Annotated in this window: 11 protein-coding genes and 1 riboswitch; of the genes, 7 read left to right on the forward strand and 4 right to left on the reverse strand. The window is 62.7% G+C overall.

Features of this window, described 5'->3' with window-relative positions; translation table 11 throughout:
* The first annotated feature begins 72 nt into the window (after positions 1-72).
* The 6 genes from ppdK to AC1RLZ_RS05395 all read left to right on the forward strand — a co-directional run bounded on the left by ppdK (position 73) and on the right by AC1RLZ_RS05395 (position 9203).
* Complete coding sequence (ppdK, locus tag AC1RLZ_RS05370) at positions 73-3045, forward strand: pyruvate, phosphate dikinase (RefSeq protein WP_493187770.1); 2973 nt, start codon at positions 73-75, stop codon at positions 3043-3045.
* 540 nt (positions 3046-3585) lie between these two features.
* Entirely contained in the window at positions 3586-5007 is a 1422-nt protein-coding gene (locus AC1RLZ_RS05375) for a cell wall hydrolase (RefSeq protein WP_493187771.1), read from the forward strand.
* 265 nt (positions 5008-5272) lie between these two features.
* Positions 5273-6523, forward strand: a complete 1251-nt coding sequence (locus AC1RLZ_RS05380; RefSeq protein WP_493187772.1) for an MFS transporter — start codon at positions 5273-5275, stop codon at positions 6521-6523.
* Positions 6524-6588: 65 nt separating this feature from the next.
* Positions 6589-6741, forward strand: a riboswitch (FMN riboswitch).
* Positions 6742-6822: 81 nt separating this feature from the next.
* A complete protein-coding gene (locus AC1RLZ_RS05385; RefSeq protein ID WP_493187773.1) occupies positions 6823-7332 on the forward strand; it encodes a 6,7-dimethyl-8-ribityllumazine synthase in 510 nt (169 codons plus the stop codon).
* A 140-nt stretch (positions 7333-7472) separates the two neighbouring features.
* Complete coding sequence (gene acuI, locus AC1RLZ_RS05390) at positions 7473-8459, forward strand: acrylyl-CoA reductase (NADPH) (protein ID WP_493187774.1); 987 nt, start codon at positions 7473-7475, stop codon at positions 8457-8459.
* 111 nt (positions 8460-8570) lie between these two features.
* Positions 8571-9203 (forward strand): hypothetical protein, encoded by a 633-nt coding sequence (locus AC1RLZ_RS05395; protein ID WP_493187775.1) that lies wholly within the window; start codon positions 8571-8573, stop codon positions 9201-9203.
* Between the two features lie 8 nt (positions 9204-9211).
* Here AC1RLZ_RS05395 and AC1RLZ_RS05400 read toward each other — a convergent pair whose 3' ends face one another.
* Positions 9212-10366, reverse strand: a complete 1155-nt coding sequence (locus AC1RLZ_RS05400) for a M48 family metallopeptidase (protein ID WP_493187776.1) — start codon at positions 10364-10366, stop codon at positions 9212-9214.
* A 26-nt stretch (positions 10367-10392) separates the two neighbouring features.
* Positions 10393-10953 (reverse strand): LemA family protein, encoded by a 561-nt coding sequence (locus tag AC1RLZ_RS05405; protein ID WP_493187777.1) that lies wholly within the window; start codon positions 10951-10953, stop codon positions 10393-10395.
* Between the two features lie 284 nt (positions 10954-11237).
* Here AC1RLZ_RS05405 and AC1RLZ_RS05410 point away from each other — a divergent pair, with 284 nt between their 5' ends.
* Positions 11238-14222, forward strand: a complete 2985-nt coding sequence (locus tag AC1RLZ_RS05410; protein WP_493187778.1) for an autotransporter family protein — start codon at positions 11238-11240, stop codon at positions 14220-14222.
* Positions 14223-14520: 298 nt separating this feature from the next.
* Here AC1RLZ_RS05410 and AC1RLZ_RS05415 read toward each other — a convergent pair whose 3' ends face one another.
* The gene (locus tag AC1RLZ_RS05415) at positions 14521-14901 is read right to left on the reverse strand and encodes a COG4315 family predicted lipoprotein (protein WP_493187779.1); all 381 of its coding nucleotides are present in this window, start codon (positions 14899-14901) and stop codon (positions 14521-14523) included.
* 67 nt (positions 14902-14968) lie between these two features.
* Entirely contained in the window at positions 14969-15961 is a 993-nt protein-coding gene (locus tag AC1RLZ_RS05420; protein WP_493187780.1) for a small ribosomal subunit Rsm22 family protein, read from the reverse strand.
* Positions 15962-15998 lie beyond the last annotated feature (37 nt).

Raw genomic sequence — 15998 nt, forward strand, 5'->3', positions numbered from 1 at the left:
GCCACGTCCCTGAAACGTGGTGTAACGCGGCACATTTCCCTGTCGTTTCCTCTCGCGGATTGATTGAGAACCATGGCCAAAACCGCCTCGAAGTCCAAGAAAGCCCCTGCGAAGTCAAAGGTCTCCAAGGCTGCGCCCAAAGTAGCTTCGGCGGCCCGCAAGGCGCTCAAGAAGCCAGCTGCGAAGACTGCAGCGAAATCCGCGGCGAAGGCCAAGACGGCTGTGAAAGCAAAGCTTGCTCCGAAGCCGGTTGCGAAGGCTCCCGTATCCAAGAAAGCGGTTGTAGCCAAGTCTTCCACAGCCAAGACTTCAGCGACAAAGGCCGTCAAGAAGGCCACCGGCAAGCCGGTGACCGATGTCATCAAGGCCGGCAAGTGGGTCTATTCGTTCGGCGGCGGCAAGGCCGAGGGCAAGGCCGGTCTGCGCGACCTGCTCGGCGGCAAGGGCGCGAACCTCGCCGAAATGGCCAATCTGGGTCTGCCGGTGCCTCCGGGCTTCACCATTCCAACCTCGGTCTGCACCTACTTCTACGCCCACGGCAAATCCTATCCGAAGGAATTGCAGGCGCAGGTGGAAAAGGCGCTCGAGGCCGTCGGCAAGATCACTGGCAAGGGCTTTGGCGACGAGAAAAATCCGCTGCTTGTCTCGGTGCGCTCCGGCGCCCGCGCCTCGATGCCGGGCATGATGGACACGGTCCTCAACCTGGGCCTCAACGACACAACAGTGGAAGCGCTGGCCGAACTCTCCGGCGACAAGCGTTTCGCCTATGACAGCTATCGCCGCTTCATCACGATGTATTCCGACGTGGTGCTCGGCTTCGAACATCATCACTTCGAAGACATTCTCGACACCTACAAGGACAACAAGGGCTACACGCTCGACACCGATCTCGATGGCGACGACTGGGTGAAGCTCGTGGGCCAGTACAAGGAAGCCGTCGCGCGCGAGACCGGGAAGGATTTCCCGCAGGATCCGCACGAGCAGCTGTGGGGCGCCGTCGGCGCCGTGTTCTCGTCCTGGATGAACGCCCGCGCGGTGACCTATCGCCGCCTGCATGACATTCCGGAGTCGTGGGGCACTGCCGTCAGCGTGCAGGCCATGGTGTTCGGCAATATGGGCGAGACCTCGGCCACCGGCGTCGCGTTCACGCGCAACCCGTCCACCGGCGAGAGCAAGCTGTATGGCGAATTCCTGATCAACGCGCAGGGCGAGGACGTTGTGGCGGGTATCCGCACGCCGCAGGACATCACCGAGGAAGCGCGCATCGAGTCCGGCTCGGACAAGGCCTCGATGGAAGCTGCCATGCCGGAAGCCTTTGCCGAGCTGACCCGTATCTACAAGCAGCTCGAGAAGCACTATCGCGACATGCAGGACATGGAGTTCACGGTCGAGCAGGGCCGGCTCTGGATGCTGCAGACCCGCAACGGCAAGCGCACGGCCAAGGCCTCGATCCGCATCGCGGTCGAACTCGCCAATGAAGGCGTGATCTCGCAGAAGGACGCGGTGTCGCGCATCGATCCGGCTTCGCTGGATCAGCTCCTGCATCCGACCATCGATCCATCAGCCAATCGCGACGTCATCGCCACCGGTCTTCCGGCCTCGCCGGGCGCTGCCTCGGGCGAGATCGTGTTCTCGTCGGATGAAGCCGCCAAGCTGCAGGCCGATGGCAAGAAGGTCATTCTCGTTCGCGTCGAAACCTCGCCGGAAGACATTCACGGCATGCACGCCGCCGAAGGCATTCTCACCACCCGCGGCGGCATGACCTCGCATGCCGCGGTGGTCGCACGTGGCATGGGCAAACCCTGCGTCTCCGGCTGCGGCACCGTCCGCGTCGATTACGGTCGCGGCACCATGTCGATCGGCGGCCGCGTGTTCAAGGCAGGCGATGTCATCACCATCGACGGTTCGGTTGGCCATGTGCTGGCCGGCCGCATGCCGATGATCGAGCCGGAACTGTCGGGTGAGTTCGCAACGCTGATGGGCTGGGCCGACAAGGTCCGCAAGCTCAAGGTCCGCGTCAACGGCGACACGCCGGAAGATGCGCGCACCGCCATCAAGTACGGCGCCGAGGGCATCGGCCTGTGCCGCACCGAGCACATGTTCTTCGAAGAAACCCGCATCCGCACCGTGCGCGAGATGATCCTCGCCGAAGACGAGCAGGCCCGCCGTGCCGCGCTCGCCAAGCTGCTGCCAATGCAGCGTGCCGACTTCGTCGAACTGTTCGAGATCATGAAGGGCCTGCCCGTCACGATCCGCCTGCTCGATCCGCCGTTGCACGAATTCCTGCCGCACACCCAGGGCGAAGTCGAGGAAGTGGCGCGTGTCATGGGCACCGATCCGCGCAAGCTTGCGGATCGTGCGCGCGATCTCGCCGAATTCAACCCGATGCTGGGCTTCCGCGGCGTGCGCATTGCGATCGCCTATCCGGAAATCGCCGAGATGCAGGCGCGCGCGCTGTTCGAAGCCGCGATCGAAGCGGGCAAGCGCACAGGCGAACAGGTCGGCCTCGAAGTCATGGTGCCGCTGATCGTCACCAAGATGGAGTTCGACCTCATCAAGGCGCGCATCGATGCCACTGCGGCGGCGGTGATGAAGGAGACCAGCGGCAAGCTGAACTATTCGGTCGGTACCATGATCGAACTGCCGCGCGCCTGTCTGCTGGCCGGTGAGATCGCCGAGACCGCCGAGTTCTTCTCGTTCGGTACCAACGATCTGACGCAGACCACCTTCGGCATCAGCCGTGACGACGCAGCAAGCTTCCTCGGTACCTATATCGCCAAGGGCATTCTGCCGGTCGATCCGTTTATCTCGGTCGATCGCGATGGCGTCGGCGAACTTGTGAAGATCGGTGTCGCACGCGGCCGCAAGACACGCCCGGATATCAAGGTCGGCATCTGCGGTGAGCACGGTGGCGATCCGGCATCGGTAGCCTTCTGCCATGAGATCGGTCTCGACTACGTGTCTTGCTCGCCCTATCGCGTGCCGATCGCACGTCTCGCAGCGGCACAGGCTGCGCTCGGCAAGGAAATCTCCAGCCAGGCGTAAGTGCTTCGCTGATTTCATGATCTGAAAAATGGCCGGGGAGTTCCCCGGCCATTTTTTGTTCGAACTACACCGTCATTTCCAGGCAAACCAATTGGTTTGCCTGAGGGCGCGGTCGGCCCTTGCCGAACGCGAACACGGAGTCTCGATATGCTTTTGCACTGTCGAAGACTCTCATGTCGGGATTCCGGGGGCGGTCCCTTCGGCTACGGCTTCGGTTCCGCCCTCAGGCACACCAATTGGTGTGTCGGGGAATGACGAGCGTGCGTCGGAATGGAACCCGCGAATATTTTTACGCGCGCGCAGATTTCTCTTCATCATCTTCGTCAACGCGATGTTTACTACTTTTGTGGAGCCCCGGTTTACCAAGCTTTTCGAATGATTTTGCACTGCGCGCGTACATCTTGCGTGTGACGTTTACGCATCGCCGATTAACTCCGCGGCAACTTTGATTTCGTACTAACGAAACAGATCGAAATGTACGGATGTGCTGATTAGTGCCGTGCGGGACGATGCTGGTGTAAGCGTTGCGTGAGCGTATCGATGTTAGTACTGCGTAACCGGCCGAAGGGCGCGCGTGGCGCGTTCTTCGGCTTCGGTCTCTGCGTTTTCGCATTGACCCCGACAGAATCTGGCTATCAGGACATCGCCTCGCTGCTGGCTCGCCAGCCGGGCGTGACCGAACGCTGGCAGAAGCGCGTCTTCGCGCCCGCCGTCTCCTCCATCCAGGTTGCGACGTTCTCGTTCGGCCGCCCGATCGGCACGGCCTCGCGCAATCCGACCTTGCAACTCGCGAGCCTCGACAATTCCGGCATCGACTTTGCCGGTGCACTGACGCGCAATCCGTTGACCCAACCGCCACGTCGTTATGAGGCCGCCGATTTCCCCAAAGTGGATCGCTCGCTGAAGGGGGATCGCCTGGCCATTCGTGCGCCCGAGACCATGGTGCCCGATGAGCCCGGCAGGCAGGATTCATTCGACGACAATAGATCGGTGATGGGCGCAAAGACCGTCGATGTGCTGCCATCCGCGCGGCACACCCCTCTCGATCCCGAGCTCGATGAAGCGCTGCGTGCGCCGCCGCTCGCGCAATATGATGCGTCGCAGCCGGTGCAACCCACCGAAGATGCCAAGACCGATGCGGCGGTGATCCCCGTCGAGCCGGCGCCGGCGAAGGACGGCTTCTCGGTGAAGACCGCAAGCCTGTTTTTCGGCAGCTCGTCGCTCGGCGCGTCCGTCGAGACCATGGAGCGCTGGCAGCCCGGCGAGGAGCCGACCATCGTAATGCCCGGCATGCCTATGCCCGGCATCGCCGTGCCGGGCTCGAGCCTCGACCCGGACATGAAGGCCACGGCGGCATTGCCGAAGGCGACGATCGGCCCGAGTGATAGCGGCGAAAGCGTTGCCAGCAAGGGCGAGGTCAACAGTGCCAATCAGCGCGTGAAGACGCCGGCCGAACGGATGGGCCTCACCGAGCAGACCCGCGGCAAGCAGGAGAAGTGCCTGGCGGAAGCCGTTTACTTCGAAGCCCGCGGTGAAGCGGTGCGCGGCCAGATGGCGGTGGCGCAGGTGGTGATGAACCGCGTGTTCTCAGGCTTCTATCCCACCACCGTTTGCGGTGTGGTCTATCAGAACAAGCATCGCCGCCTGGCCTGCCAGTTCACCTTCGCCTGCGACGGCATTCCGGATGTCGTGAAAGAGCCGGACATGTGGGAGCGTGCCCGCAAGATCGCGAAGGCGACGCTCGACGGCCGGATCTGGCTGCCGGAAGTCGCCAAGTCCACGCATTACCATGCCTATTGGGTGCACCCGTCATGGGTTCGCGAGATGAAGAAGATGTACAAGACCGGCGTGCACTCCTTCTACCGTCCGCGCGCCTGGGGTGATGGCAGCGAGGCGCCGACCTGGGGCACGGCGGCGCAGACGGCGGAAATCTCCGCCAAACTCTCACAAATCAAGCCGTAGCAGCCGCGACTTTACCTCCAAGCCTGCCAGGAGCGATGCCATGCCCGGCATTGCTCCTTGCATTCCGGATTCCGAAAAATGTCATCCCGGCGCTGGGCGGTGATGACGCCTGCCGGGCCCTGCATCCCTGCAATGCATTCTCCCAAATCCCGATCATCCCCATTGGGATTTCCATGCGAATGCATTAATCTTCGCATGATCCAGCCCGGGCCTGCGCTCCTGGGCCAGCTGAATTTTCAATCCGAATCTGATCCGGGGAAACGACATGGCGGCAATCGAGGGCGCGACGCGTCCGGCATCTGGTTTTGGCTGGCGTACGCCGCTGGTGATCATCATCTGCGGATCGCTGATCGGCATGCTGACCTTCGGCCCGCGTTCCAGCGTCGGCTTCTTCATGCAGCCCTTCAGCCAGGAGTTCGGCTGGGGTCGTGACGTCTTCGCGCTCGCCTTCGCCGTGCAAAACCTGCTCTGGGGCATCGGCCAGCCTTTCGCCGGCGCCGTCGCCGACAAGTTCGGCAGCGTACGCGTGATCTGCGTCGGCGCCTTCCTCTATGCGGCCGGTTTGCTGATGATGCGCTATTCCTCGACGCCGCTTGAACTCAATATCGGCGCCGGCCTGCTGATCGGTTTCGGCCTGTCGGGCTGTTCGTTCAATCTCGTTCTCTCGGCCTTCGGCAAGCTGCTGCCGCCGGAATGGCGCGGCGTTGCACTGGGCGCCGGCACGGCGGCGGGCTCGTTCGGCCAGTTCATTTTCGCACCGTTCACGGTGGCGATGATCGACAACACCGGCTGGCAGGCGACGCTCACCGTGTTCGCGGTACTGATGTTGCTGGTGATCCCGTTGTCGCTTGCGTTGGCGACCCCGACCGCTGGTGCCGCACCCGACGCGCCGGCAGCGCAGAAGCAGTCGTTCAAGAGCGCACTCACGGAAGCCTTCGGCCACCGTTCTTATGTGCTGCTGGTGCTCGGCTTCTTCACCTGCGGCTTCCAGCTCGCTTTCATCACCATGCATCTGCCGGCCTATCTGGTGGATCGCGGCTTGCCGGCGGCTGTAGGCGGCTGGGTGATTGCCATTATCGGCCTGTTCAATATCATCGGCTCGCTGACGGTCGGCTATGTGCAGGGCAAGCTGCCGAAGCGCTACATTCTCTCTTTCATCTATTTCACGCGCGCGCTGGCCACGGTGGCCTTCATCATGCTGCCGCTGACCACCACCTCGGCGCTCGTGTTCGGCGCCATCAGCGGGCTTGCCTGGCTCTCCACCGTGCCGCCGACATCAAGTCTCGTGTCGCTGATGTTCGGGACGCGCTGGCTGGCAACGCTGTATGGCTTTGCCTTCTTCAGCCATCAGGTCGGCGGCTTCCTCGGCGCCTGGCTCGGTGGCATCGTGTTCGACAAGTTCGGCTCCTACACGCCGGTATGGTGGCTGTCGGTGCTGTTCGGCGTGCTGTCGGCGCTGATCAACCTGCCGATCGTGGAAGAGCCTGTCGTGCGTCCGGTTGCGCAGCCGGCATGAGCCGGTTGTTGACTCGCTGACTTCCAGCGATAAAAATTGATCTCGGTCGCCCCAGTCGGGGCGGCCTTCGTTCTCAGGGCGGGGTGAAAATCCCCACCGGCGGTAACTGAGCGTCAGCTCAGAAGCCCGCGAGCGCCTGCTGGATTGCTCCAGCGGGGTCAGCAGATCCGGTGCGATGCCGGAGCCGACGGTCATAGTCCGGATGAAAGAGAACGGGTATGCGCAGGGTCACCGCCTCGGCGGATGCTCGGCGTGTGACCGTACGTCCTGATTCTGGTCTCAAAACCGCGAGAGCATCCATGAATCAGCCTGTGACTAACTTCAAAGCTTCCTCTTCCTTCAATTCCGCACCAGCGACCGGGCGCATCGCCTTTATCCAGTCGTGCTGGCACAAGGACATCGTCGATCAATGCCGTGTCGGTTTCACAGCCGAACTCGCGCGGCGCGGCGTGCCCGACAGTCAGATCGATTTCTTTGAAGTGCCCGGTGCCTTCGAAATTCCGCTGCAGGCAAAATTGCTGGCACGCACCGGACGCTATGTCGCGATCGTCGCCACGGGGCTCGTTGTCGATGGCGGCATCTATCGCCATGAATTCGTCTGCGAGGCCGTGATCAACGGTCTGATGCGGGTGCAGCTCGACAGCGATGTGCCGGTGATTTCGGCCGTGTTGACGCCGCAGCATTTCCACGAACATGCCGAGCACGTCAGATTCTTCCGCGAGCATTTCGTCGTGAAGGGCACCGAGGCAGCGACGGCCTGTGCGACCACCATCGCCAATATTGCGGCGACGCGGAAACTCGCCGCCTGATCGCCACCAACGCCGCGTTATGCCGCTACGGCCGGGCAGGGCTGCAAGGCTCCTGACCGGCTGGCGCGGGTGGCGTTTCTCGCCACGCTACGGCATAACTCGGCCGCAGAAACCACAAGCAAAAACTCAGGAGACGTGTGTTGGGAACGTTCAAGGCTGTCCGCATCGACAAGGCTGACAAGGGCACCACGGTTGCACTGACGCAATTCGACGAAGCCGAACTGATGGACGGCGATGTCACCGTGCGGGTCGAATGGTCCACGGTGAATTACAAGGACGGCCTGGCCGTCACCGGCAAGGCGCCGGTGGTGCGCAGGTTCCCGATGATCGCCGGCATCGACTTTGCCGGCACGGTGGAAGCGTCATCCAATCCGAACTGGAAGCCCGGCGACAAGGTGATCGGCAACGGCTGGGGCATGGGCGAAACCCATCTTGGCGCCTATGCCGAAAAGACCCGCGTGAAGGGCGACTGGCTGGTTCGGCTCCCTGAGGGCATGACCACCCGCGACGCCATGGCGGTCGGTACCGCCGGCTACACGGCGATGCTCAGCGTGCTGGCGCTGGAGAAGCACGGGCTGAAGCCGGCCGATGGCCCGATCGTTGTGACCGGCGCGGCCGGCGGCGTCGGCTCGGTGGCGATCGCGGTGCTGTCGAAGCTCGGCTACCAGGTCATCGCCTCGACGGGGCGCACGTCCGAGGAGGGCTATCTCAAGGGCCTGGGCGCCAGCGAGATCATCGACCGCAACGAGCTCTCGGGACCTGCCAAGCCGCTGGCGAAAGAACGCTGGGCCGGCGGCATCGACAGCGTCGGTTCGACCACCCTGGCGAATCTCCTGTCCATGACGAAGTACCGCGGCGCCATCGCCGCCTGCGGCCTCGCGGCCGGCATGGACCTGCCATCGTCGGTTGCACCGTTCATTTTACGCGGCGTGTGTCTTCTCGGTATCGATTCTGTCATGTGCCCGATCGAGCTGCGCAAGCAGGCCTGGGCGCGGTTGGCGACCGACCTTGATCACACAAAACTCGCTGAAATCACTCATGAAATTCCACTGGATCAGGTGATCGACGCCGGCGCCAAGGTTCTGGCCGGGCAGGTCCGCGGGCGAATCGTGGTAAAGATCGGCTAACGACGTTCAGACTTTACCAACCAACCTGCTCCATTGTTGCCACGGTTGGTATGGTAAGCAGCGGGTAAAGACATCTGGCGGTCATCCGCGCTCAGTTGTTCGGAGTATCCTATGGTTGCGCGTTATGTGTTGGGAGCGGTGATTGCCGCCACGGTGGCGACCCCCGTGCTGGCCGGGTCGATGACGGCCGAAGAGGCCCGCAAGTTCGTTGCCGGCAAGGTCTTTGCCTTTACCTGTTTCGACGGCACGCGCGGCGCAGGCCGCGTGTTCGACGATGGCGGTGCAGCGGGCGCGGTGCAGTTCTCGGGCTCCGGCCCTGCGCGCAACATGCGCCTGCCAGGCAATACGCTTCAGGTCCGCGGCGATGCCATTTGCGCCTCGATCAAGGGCATCCCGTTCGAGCCGTGCTTCAATCTCAACAAGAATGACGAACGCAGCTTCCGCGGCTCGGTCTCCGGCATGGGCTTCGCTTATTGCGATTTCCGCCACCAGGGCGGCCGCGGTCAGATGCTGATGGCCCGTTCGCTGTCGGCGCCGCGCTCGCTGCGCGCCCCGTCCACTACCCGTTCGGCCGACGCCTCCGCTGGCGCCGACAACACGGTGACCCGCGTCTCGACCCCGCGCGTCGAGAGCAGCAAGATCGACGCCGTCGGATCGATCAAGTCCGAGCCGGCGAAGGAAATTGCAAAGACGCCGGAGCCGGAAAAGACCGAAGCGCTCGAACTGCGCAAATCCACCAACTGAGACACGTCTTAGGCGTGACGGCCCCAGGGACCTTTGAGCGGACCGCGTAACGGGTCCGGTGAGCCGCCTGCAGGCGGCGTGTCGCTGCTCCATGGTCCGGACTGCGGTGGCAGTATGTCGTTGGCCTCTCCGGGCGCGTCCGTATCGGACGGCAGCGCCATCCGGCCGGGATCGTGCCCGCCTGCGAATTTCACCAGAGCCGCGACACGCGAATCCACCGACGGATGCGTCGCGAACAGGTCGGCAAATCCCTCGCGGGGATTGTCGATACACATCTCCATCACAGCCGATGTTGCGCCGGGCAGCTCGCCGTGATTCTCGATCTTGCGTAGCGCCGAGATCATCGCGTCGGGATTCTTTGTCAGTTCCACCGAACCTGCATCGGCCAGCAATTCGCGCGAGCGTGACAGCGCAAAGCGCACCACCAGCGACAGGCCCCAGGCCAGCGCGATCAGTGCCACGGCGATGATGATGACGAATATCGCTCCGCCCCCGGAATTCTTGTTGTCACTGGATGAGGATGACGATCGCGACGAACGGCTGCTGCCGAAGTCGAAGCCGGAATTGATGAATATCCGGAAGAACAGTTCGGCTGCAAAGCCGACCACGCCGGCGATGATGACGGCCACCACCATCAACTGCACGTCGCCGTTGCGGATATGCGTCAGCTCATGGCCGAGCACCGCTTCCATCTCGTCATCGTTGAGTGCGCGCATCAGGCCGGCGGTGACGGTGATCGCATATTGCCTGGGGTTCAGGCCGGTGGCGAAGGCGTTCAGTGCGTCGCTGTTCATCACCTTCAGCTTCGGCATCGGGATGCCGCGCGAGATGCAGAGATTTTCAAGCAGGTTATAGAGCCGCGGCTGCTGCTGCCGCGTCACGCTTTCGCTGCCGGTGATGGCGTCGATCATCTTCTGGTGGAAGAAATAGGCAATGATGATCCACAGCACCGCGCCGATGGAGGCGATCGGCAAGGCCTTGATCAGGTCGCGCGTTGCCGCGTTGATGTAATACGCAACTGTGCCGTTGCTGTTGACCACCACCTCGCCGATCAGCGCGCCGGCGAACACCATCACATAGATCAGCAGGAACAGCCCTGCGAGCAGCAGCATCGAACGCGTCTTGTTCGAGGCAATATGCGTATAGAGACCATAGGCGGCCATGATGCGCTGCTCGGTTCAGGCTGCGATCAGAACTTGACCTGCGGCACGGCTTCAACCTCCTTGCGGGTCTCGCCCAGATCGAAGAACTCCTTCGGGTGGAAGCCGAAGGTGCCGGCGAACAAAGTTGCGGGCATCTGCTGGATGCCGGTGTTGTATTCGGACACGGCATTGTTGAAGAAGCGGCGCGACGCCGCGATCTTGTTCTCGATGTCCGAGAGTTCGCTCTGCAGCTGCTGGAAGTTCGCATTGGCCTTGAGGTCCGGATAGGCCTCGCTGAGCGCGATCAGTCGGCCGAGGGCACCGGAGAGCTGGTTCTCGGCAGCGCCGACCTGCGCGGGGCCCTGCGCATTCATCGCCGAATTGCGCGCCTTGATGACGTCGTCGAGGGTGCCGCGCTCATGCGCCGCATAGCCCTTCACGGTCTCGATCAGGTTCGGGATCAGATCGTGGCGCTGCTTGAGTTGCACGTCGATGTCGGCAAAGGACTGGTTGACCCGCTGGCTCAGCGCCACCAGCCGGTTGTAGGCGGAAAATGCAACGAAGATCAGGACAACGATAACGCCAAGAACGATCCAGCCGGTCGACATGTAAGAACCCCCAAAAGAAGCTACCAAACCCGCAGCCTAGCCGATCATGCGGCCACACGGCAGGGGCCGCAGGCATGTCGCGGCACGGATTGGTCGTCGCGGGAATGGAATACGTTCAAAAGGCGTTGCCGGGTTGCAGCCGTCCCGATCCGTGTCGTTGCAGCAATGCATCACTCAACAAAACGCGCGTGTGGCGCCTGCGGGTTAGCGTCGCACTCCCTCGTCATCCCGGTGTCATCCCCAAAACCTAATGAACCCCTAATTTTTGAGGCTGGGGACTTCTGATGTTGGAGTGGCGTAACGGCGCGAGTCGGCTTGCGTTGGGTGTGGCTGTGGCGGCGCTGTTCGCGCCGATGGCGGCGGAAGCGGCGTCGTTTGATGTGCTGACCGGTACGACGATCACGGCGGGACAGACGCTGACCGGGGCGCAAACGGGGACCGTTGCGAGCGGCGGCGCAGTGCGGACAAGCGGCGGCACGGTTGCTGTAACACTGGACGGTGCCTCGACGGGCGTCGTGATCACCAATTCCGGAATCATCGAAAACACGGGTACGGGCCGCGCGATCGACACCGGCACGAATGGTACGACGACGCCTCGTACCTACATATTCTTGAATAATATTGGTGCGATCCTGCGTACCGCGCAAAACGATGCTTTTCGCATCAATTCGGCGGCGACGAGCGGCACAATCCTTATCGATAACGCGGGCCTGATTCAGGCTGGCGGAGCGGGGTATGCGGGACTTGGCCAAGCGCTAGATCTTCGTACGATCGTTGCGACCTCCGGCGTAACGCTGACTATCATCAATCGCGCGACAGGTATCATCGAGGCTCTTACCGACGACGCGCTTCGCCCCGGTCAGAATGCTAATATCAGCAATTTCGGTATCATCCGCAGCTTCGGCGCCAATACGTCTGGCGGAGCCAATGGCACTGCAGACGGCATCGATGCCGGAGCACGAACCGGCATCGTTGTCACCAACCAGGCCGGCGGTCTGATCTCCGGTGCCCGCCACGGTATCACCGCCGACACCGATATCACTGTAGTCAATCAAGCTGGCGGCACGATCATCGGACGCAATGGCTCGGGCATCGGCTCCGACGGCACCGGCACCGTCACCAACTACGGTCGCATCACCGGTGCTTATGCCGGCGTCGGCAACATCTTCAATTCAGACGGTGTTGCGCAGATCAATGGTGACGGCGACGGCGTCGATATCGATTTCAAGGCAACCATCACGAATTACGGCATTATTGAAGGTACCGGCGCTGGCGGTTTCGACAGCGGCGGTCGTGCCAACAACAGTGAAGGCATCTCGATTGGCGGCGGCACGATCGCTAACTATGGGATGATCAGCGGCGCGTCCTACGGCATCGTCGTCAATAACGACTCCAATGCTGATAATAGCCGCAGCGGTGTCGCGGACACCACGATCACCAACTATGCAGGCGCTACCATTATCGGCCAGAACGGTTTTGCGATCCGGCTCGAGAACAAGAGCACGGCGACGCCGGCAATCAATAACGACACCATCGTCAACTATGGCACCATTATCGGCAACGGCGCCATCCCGGATCCGAATGGCATTATTTTGTTGCAGAACGGCAGTGTTGACCCCGCCAACGGCACGCTGAACGGCGTGACCTACGCCGCCGGCTCGGCGCGCTTCATCCGCGGCGACGGTTCCGCCATCCAGATGGGCGAGGGCAATGACGTGCTGACGAACTACGGCACCATCATCGGCAACAACGGCCGCGCTGTGAACATGGAAGGTGGCAACGACACCGTCAACATCATGAAGGGCTCGCGCATCGTCGGACTGGTGGATGGCGGCGTCGGCACCGACACGCTGAACTACAACAAGGTCGGTCTCACCGAGGCCAAGCGTGCGGCGCTGCAGGGCGGCCAGACCGTAAATATCAGTGGCACGCTCTATACCTCGTTTGAAATCGTCAATGGCGCGGCACAGTCGTTCTCGTCTTTTGCGAGCGCAGGGTCGCTGGGCGTGGCCTCGCTGTTCGATAATCTGCCGGCCAATGCCACCAGCAGCTCGGTCGTCAATCTGCTCGACAGCGTTGCCGGTGCAGCCGATGTCGGGGCGGCCCTGGCACAGCTCTCGCCCGCGGCCTATCAGGGCCTCGGCCGCATGACGATGAACGATGCGTTCCAGACAACCTCGCTGCTCGGCCAGCATCTGACACAGAACCGCCTCGGCGGTCTCGGAAACGACATGTCCGGTGTTGGCAATGCACTGGCGATGTTCGACAGCGGCATGTTCGACAGGAATTTCGGTGCCGATCGTGCGCTGGCCGCGGTGACGGGCTTCCCCGGCAGTGCGAGTTCTGCGCTGGCCGATGCCGGCTGGGGCAGCAATGCCGCCGATGCGATGGCCTATGCGCCGGCGACCAAGGCTCTGCCCGGTCTGCGCCCGGTTGCCGTCGCGGCCGAACAGGGCCTGTTCATCACCTCGGGCGCGAGCTTCGCCCGCGAAGGCGCACGAACTGATGCGCCCGGCTTCAAGTCGAACACCGTCAACGTGCTTGCGGGCTATGACCACCGCATCACCGACAGTCTGGTTGCAGGCGTGTTCGGCGGCTATGCGCTGACCCGCGGCGATATCGACAATGTCGGCAGCCACACCAAGATTTCGACCGGCACGATCGGCGGTTATGGCACATATCAGGCGCCGGGCTGGTTCGCGACCGCCATGGGCCTCTATGGCTTCAGCGACTACGACACCACGCGCATGGCGCTCGGGACAGCCAACACGGCCACGTTCAGTGGCGATCACTATTCGATCCGCGGCACCATCGGCACAGACCTGCATGTCAGCGGCTGGGTTGTCACACCGGAGATCGGTCTGCAATACACACGGGTGACGACCGATGGCTTCGCCGAACGCGGCGGTGCGGCGGCTCTCGTGGTCGGTTCGGACAGTTCGGAATCGCTGCGCTCCAGCGTCGGCGCACGCTTCGCTTACGATTATGCGCTGAATGGCGGCGTGCTGACGCCGGAACTGCGGCTGGCCTGGCTGCATGAATTCAGCGACGGCGTGCGCGGGATCAATGCAAGCTTCGCCGATACGACACTGCCAGGCTCGTTCATCATCGCGACCGGCAGCGCGCTGCGCGATCGCGGTGTGATCGGCGCGGGCGTCTCCGGCAAACTGGCACCGCTCACGGTGCTGTCGGTGAACTATGATGCGATCGTCGGCAGTAACGATGCCGTCGCACATCAGGTGATGGGCCGGATCCGGCATTCGTTCTGAGAGCGGTCTAGCCGCAGGAAAAACGAGATCACTGACACCGAATACAGGTGAGGGCGGTTGCCATGCCCATCACCGACATCCGCGCTACGCGCGCATGTCGACCTCTCCCCGCCTAGCGAAGCTTCGCTTCGCACGGGTGCGGGGAGAGGTAAGCACGGCGCCACCTTCCTTAACCTCGCCCCGCTTTTTGCGGGGAGAGGTCGACCGGCGAAGCGCAGCGAGGCCGGTCGGGTGCGGGGCCGTGCAGTGAGCGAGCGGCAAGCTCGCAATCCGCGGCTCGTACTAACGCAGGAGTGCCTTACGGCTTCGCGATGTGCCAGGTGCCGTTCAGGAAACCGTCGCCATTGGTGTCGCCTGCGGCCATGTCCTTCTTGAAGGTGTAGAGCGGCTTGCCTTTATAGGCCCACATCTTCTTGCCGTCGTCGCGCACCACGATGGTCATGTCGGCGGTGGGCTTGGCATCGTCCGCTGCGAACAGCGGCGGCCAGTTTTCGGCGCAGGGTCCGTTGCACATCGACTTGCCGCCGGCGTCCTTGTCGAACGTGTAGAGCGTCATACCCTTGGCATCGACGAAGGTCTTGCCCTTCGCGGTATCGGCGGTCTTGAGCATCTGCGCCGAGGCGGCGGATGAAGCGAGCATGAGAGTCAGAGCCGCGAAAGCGGCGAATGATTTGGTCATTGCAGCGTTACTCCTGATGATTGGGCGACGCAGTCGCGTCAGGAGAACAAACGCCAGGTGCGCGGGATTATTCCGCGGATGGGTCCGGTGAACCGAATACCGCATCGCCCCAGTCAAGCTTGCGGAACTTTGCGTACAGCGCCTTGTCGCGGCGCGGTGCGTTTGCGGCGATAACGCCTTCATCTGTGCAGAGTTTTGCGGTGATCGCGATCTTGGTTGTCACCGGTTGTGCCAGCACGCGCGATGGCCGCTGTGCGACCGGTGCGCGCGACAGCGCGACATAGCTGAATTTTTCGTCCTCATAGGGAAGTTCTGCGGATTTGAGTTGTTTATGCACACGGGAGCGCTGCAGCCGCTGGCTGAAGTGGCACCAGTCCGGCTTTGCCAGCGGGCACGCCTCGTCATGCGGGCAGGGCGCGATCACATGCGCGCCGTCCTTGATGAGCTGTGCACGCGCATCGAGGATGCGTTGATATCCCGCCGGCGTACCGGGCTCGACGATGAGCAGCGTATCGTTTGTTTTTGCCCACATTGCTGCGACGAGTTTCGTTCGCGCGGCATCATGGAGCTCGTTGATGACGTAGCTCGCGATGACGAGATCGGCGGATGGGGCGTCGGCGATCGTCGCGGCGGCGTCGCCCAGCGTGTAGCTCATCGCGGGAATGCGGTGGCTGTCCTGTGCCAGACCGAGCGCAAGCGTGCGCAGAGCGGGATTGGCATCGAGCAGCGTGAAAGATTGCAGTGATACGAGCGCCTCCGCGCAGGCCCATGTCGCCGTTCCCGGCCCGGCGCCGCAATCGAGCAGCGTGGTCGGTGCGAAGTCCGGTCGTGTCGCCTGCAGTGCATTGAGGCTGGCGATGACCGCAGCATAGGTCGCCGGCATCCGCGCCAGCGCATAGGCCAGCGCGTCACTCTCATTGCGGATGGTCGTGGAGCCGCCGCCGGAGCGATAGGTTCTTGAGATGGCGTCGGAGCGCTCAGCCGCGTCGTTGCGCGAGAAGCCGTGCAGGCGGGCGTTGAGGGCCGCGGTGAGTTCGGCGGGGAGCTCGGGGGCGGTCATGAGTGAAGCGCGCCCTTTCTTATCCCTCCCCGCCTCG

The organism is Tardiphaga sp. GW822-FHT04G09, from assembly GCF_058800725.1.

What these genes read in the sequence shown, in the direction of transcription:
- AC1RLZ_RS05380 (WP_493187772.1), top strand. Translation starts at nt 5,273, where the DNA reads ATGGCGGCAATCGAGGGCGCGACGCGTCCGGCATCTGGTTTTGGCTGG.
- AC1RLZ_RS05405 (WP_493187777.1), bottom strand. Translation starts at nt 10,953, where the DNA reads ATGTCGACCGGCTGGATCGTTCTTGGCGTTATCGTTGTCCTGATCTTC.
- AC1RLZ_RS05410 (WP_493187778.1), top strand. Translation starts at nt 11,238, where the DNA reads ATGTTGGAGTGGCGTAACGGCGCGAGTCGGCTTGCGTTGGGTGTGGCT.
- AC1RLZ_RS05375 (WP_493187771.1), top strand. Translation starts at nt 3,586, where the DNA reads ATGTTAGTACTGCGTAACCGGCCGAAGGGCGCGCGTGGCGCGTTCTTC.
- ppdK (WP_493187770.1), top strand. Translation starts at nt 73, where the DNA reads ATGGCCAAAACCGCCTCGAAGTCCAAGAAAGCCCCTGCGAAGTCAAAG.
- AC1RLZ_RS05415 (WP_493187779.1), bottom strand. Translation starts at nt 14,901, where the DNA reads ATGACCAAATCATTCGCCGCTTTCGCGGCTCTGACTCTCATGCTCGCT.
- AC1RLZ_RS05400 (WP_493187776.1), bottom strand. Translation starts at nt 10,366, where the DNA reads ATGGCCGCCTATGGTCTCTATACGCATATTGCCTCGAACAAGACGCGT.
- AC1RLZ_RS05395 (WP_493187775.1), top strand. Translation starts at nt 8,571, where the DNA reads ATGGTTGCGCGTTATGTGTTGGGAGCGGTGATTGCCGCCACGGTGGCG.
- AC1RLZ_RS05385 (WP_493187773.1), top strand. Translation starts at nt 6,823, where the DNA reads ATGAATCAGCCTGTGACTAACTTCAAAGCTTCCTCTTCCTTCAATTCC.
- AC1RLZ_RS05420 (WP_493187780.1), bottom strand. Translation starts at nt 15,961, where the DNA reads ATGACCGCCCCCGAGCTCCCCGCCGAACTCACCGCGGCCCTCAACGCC.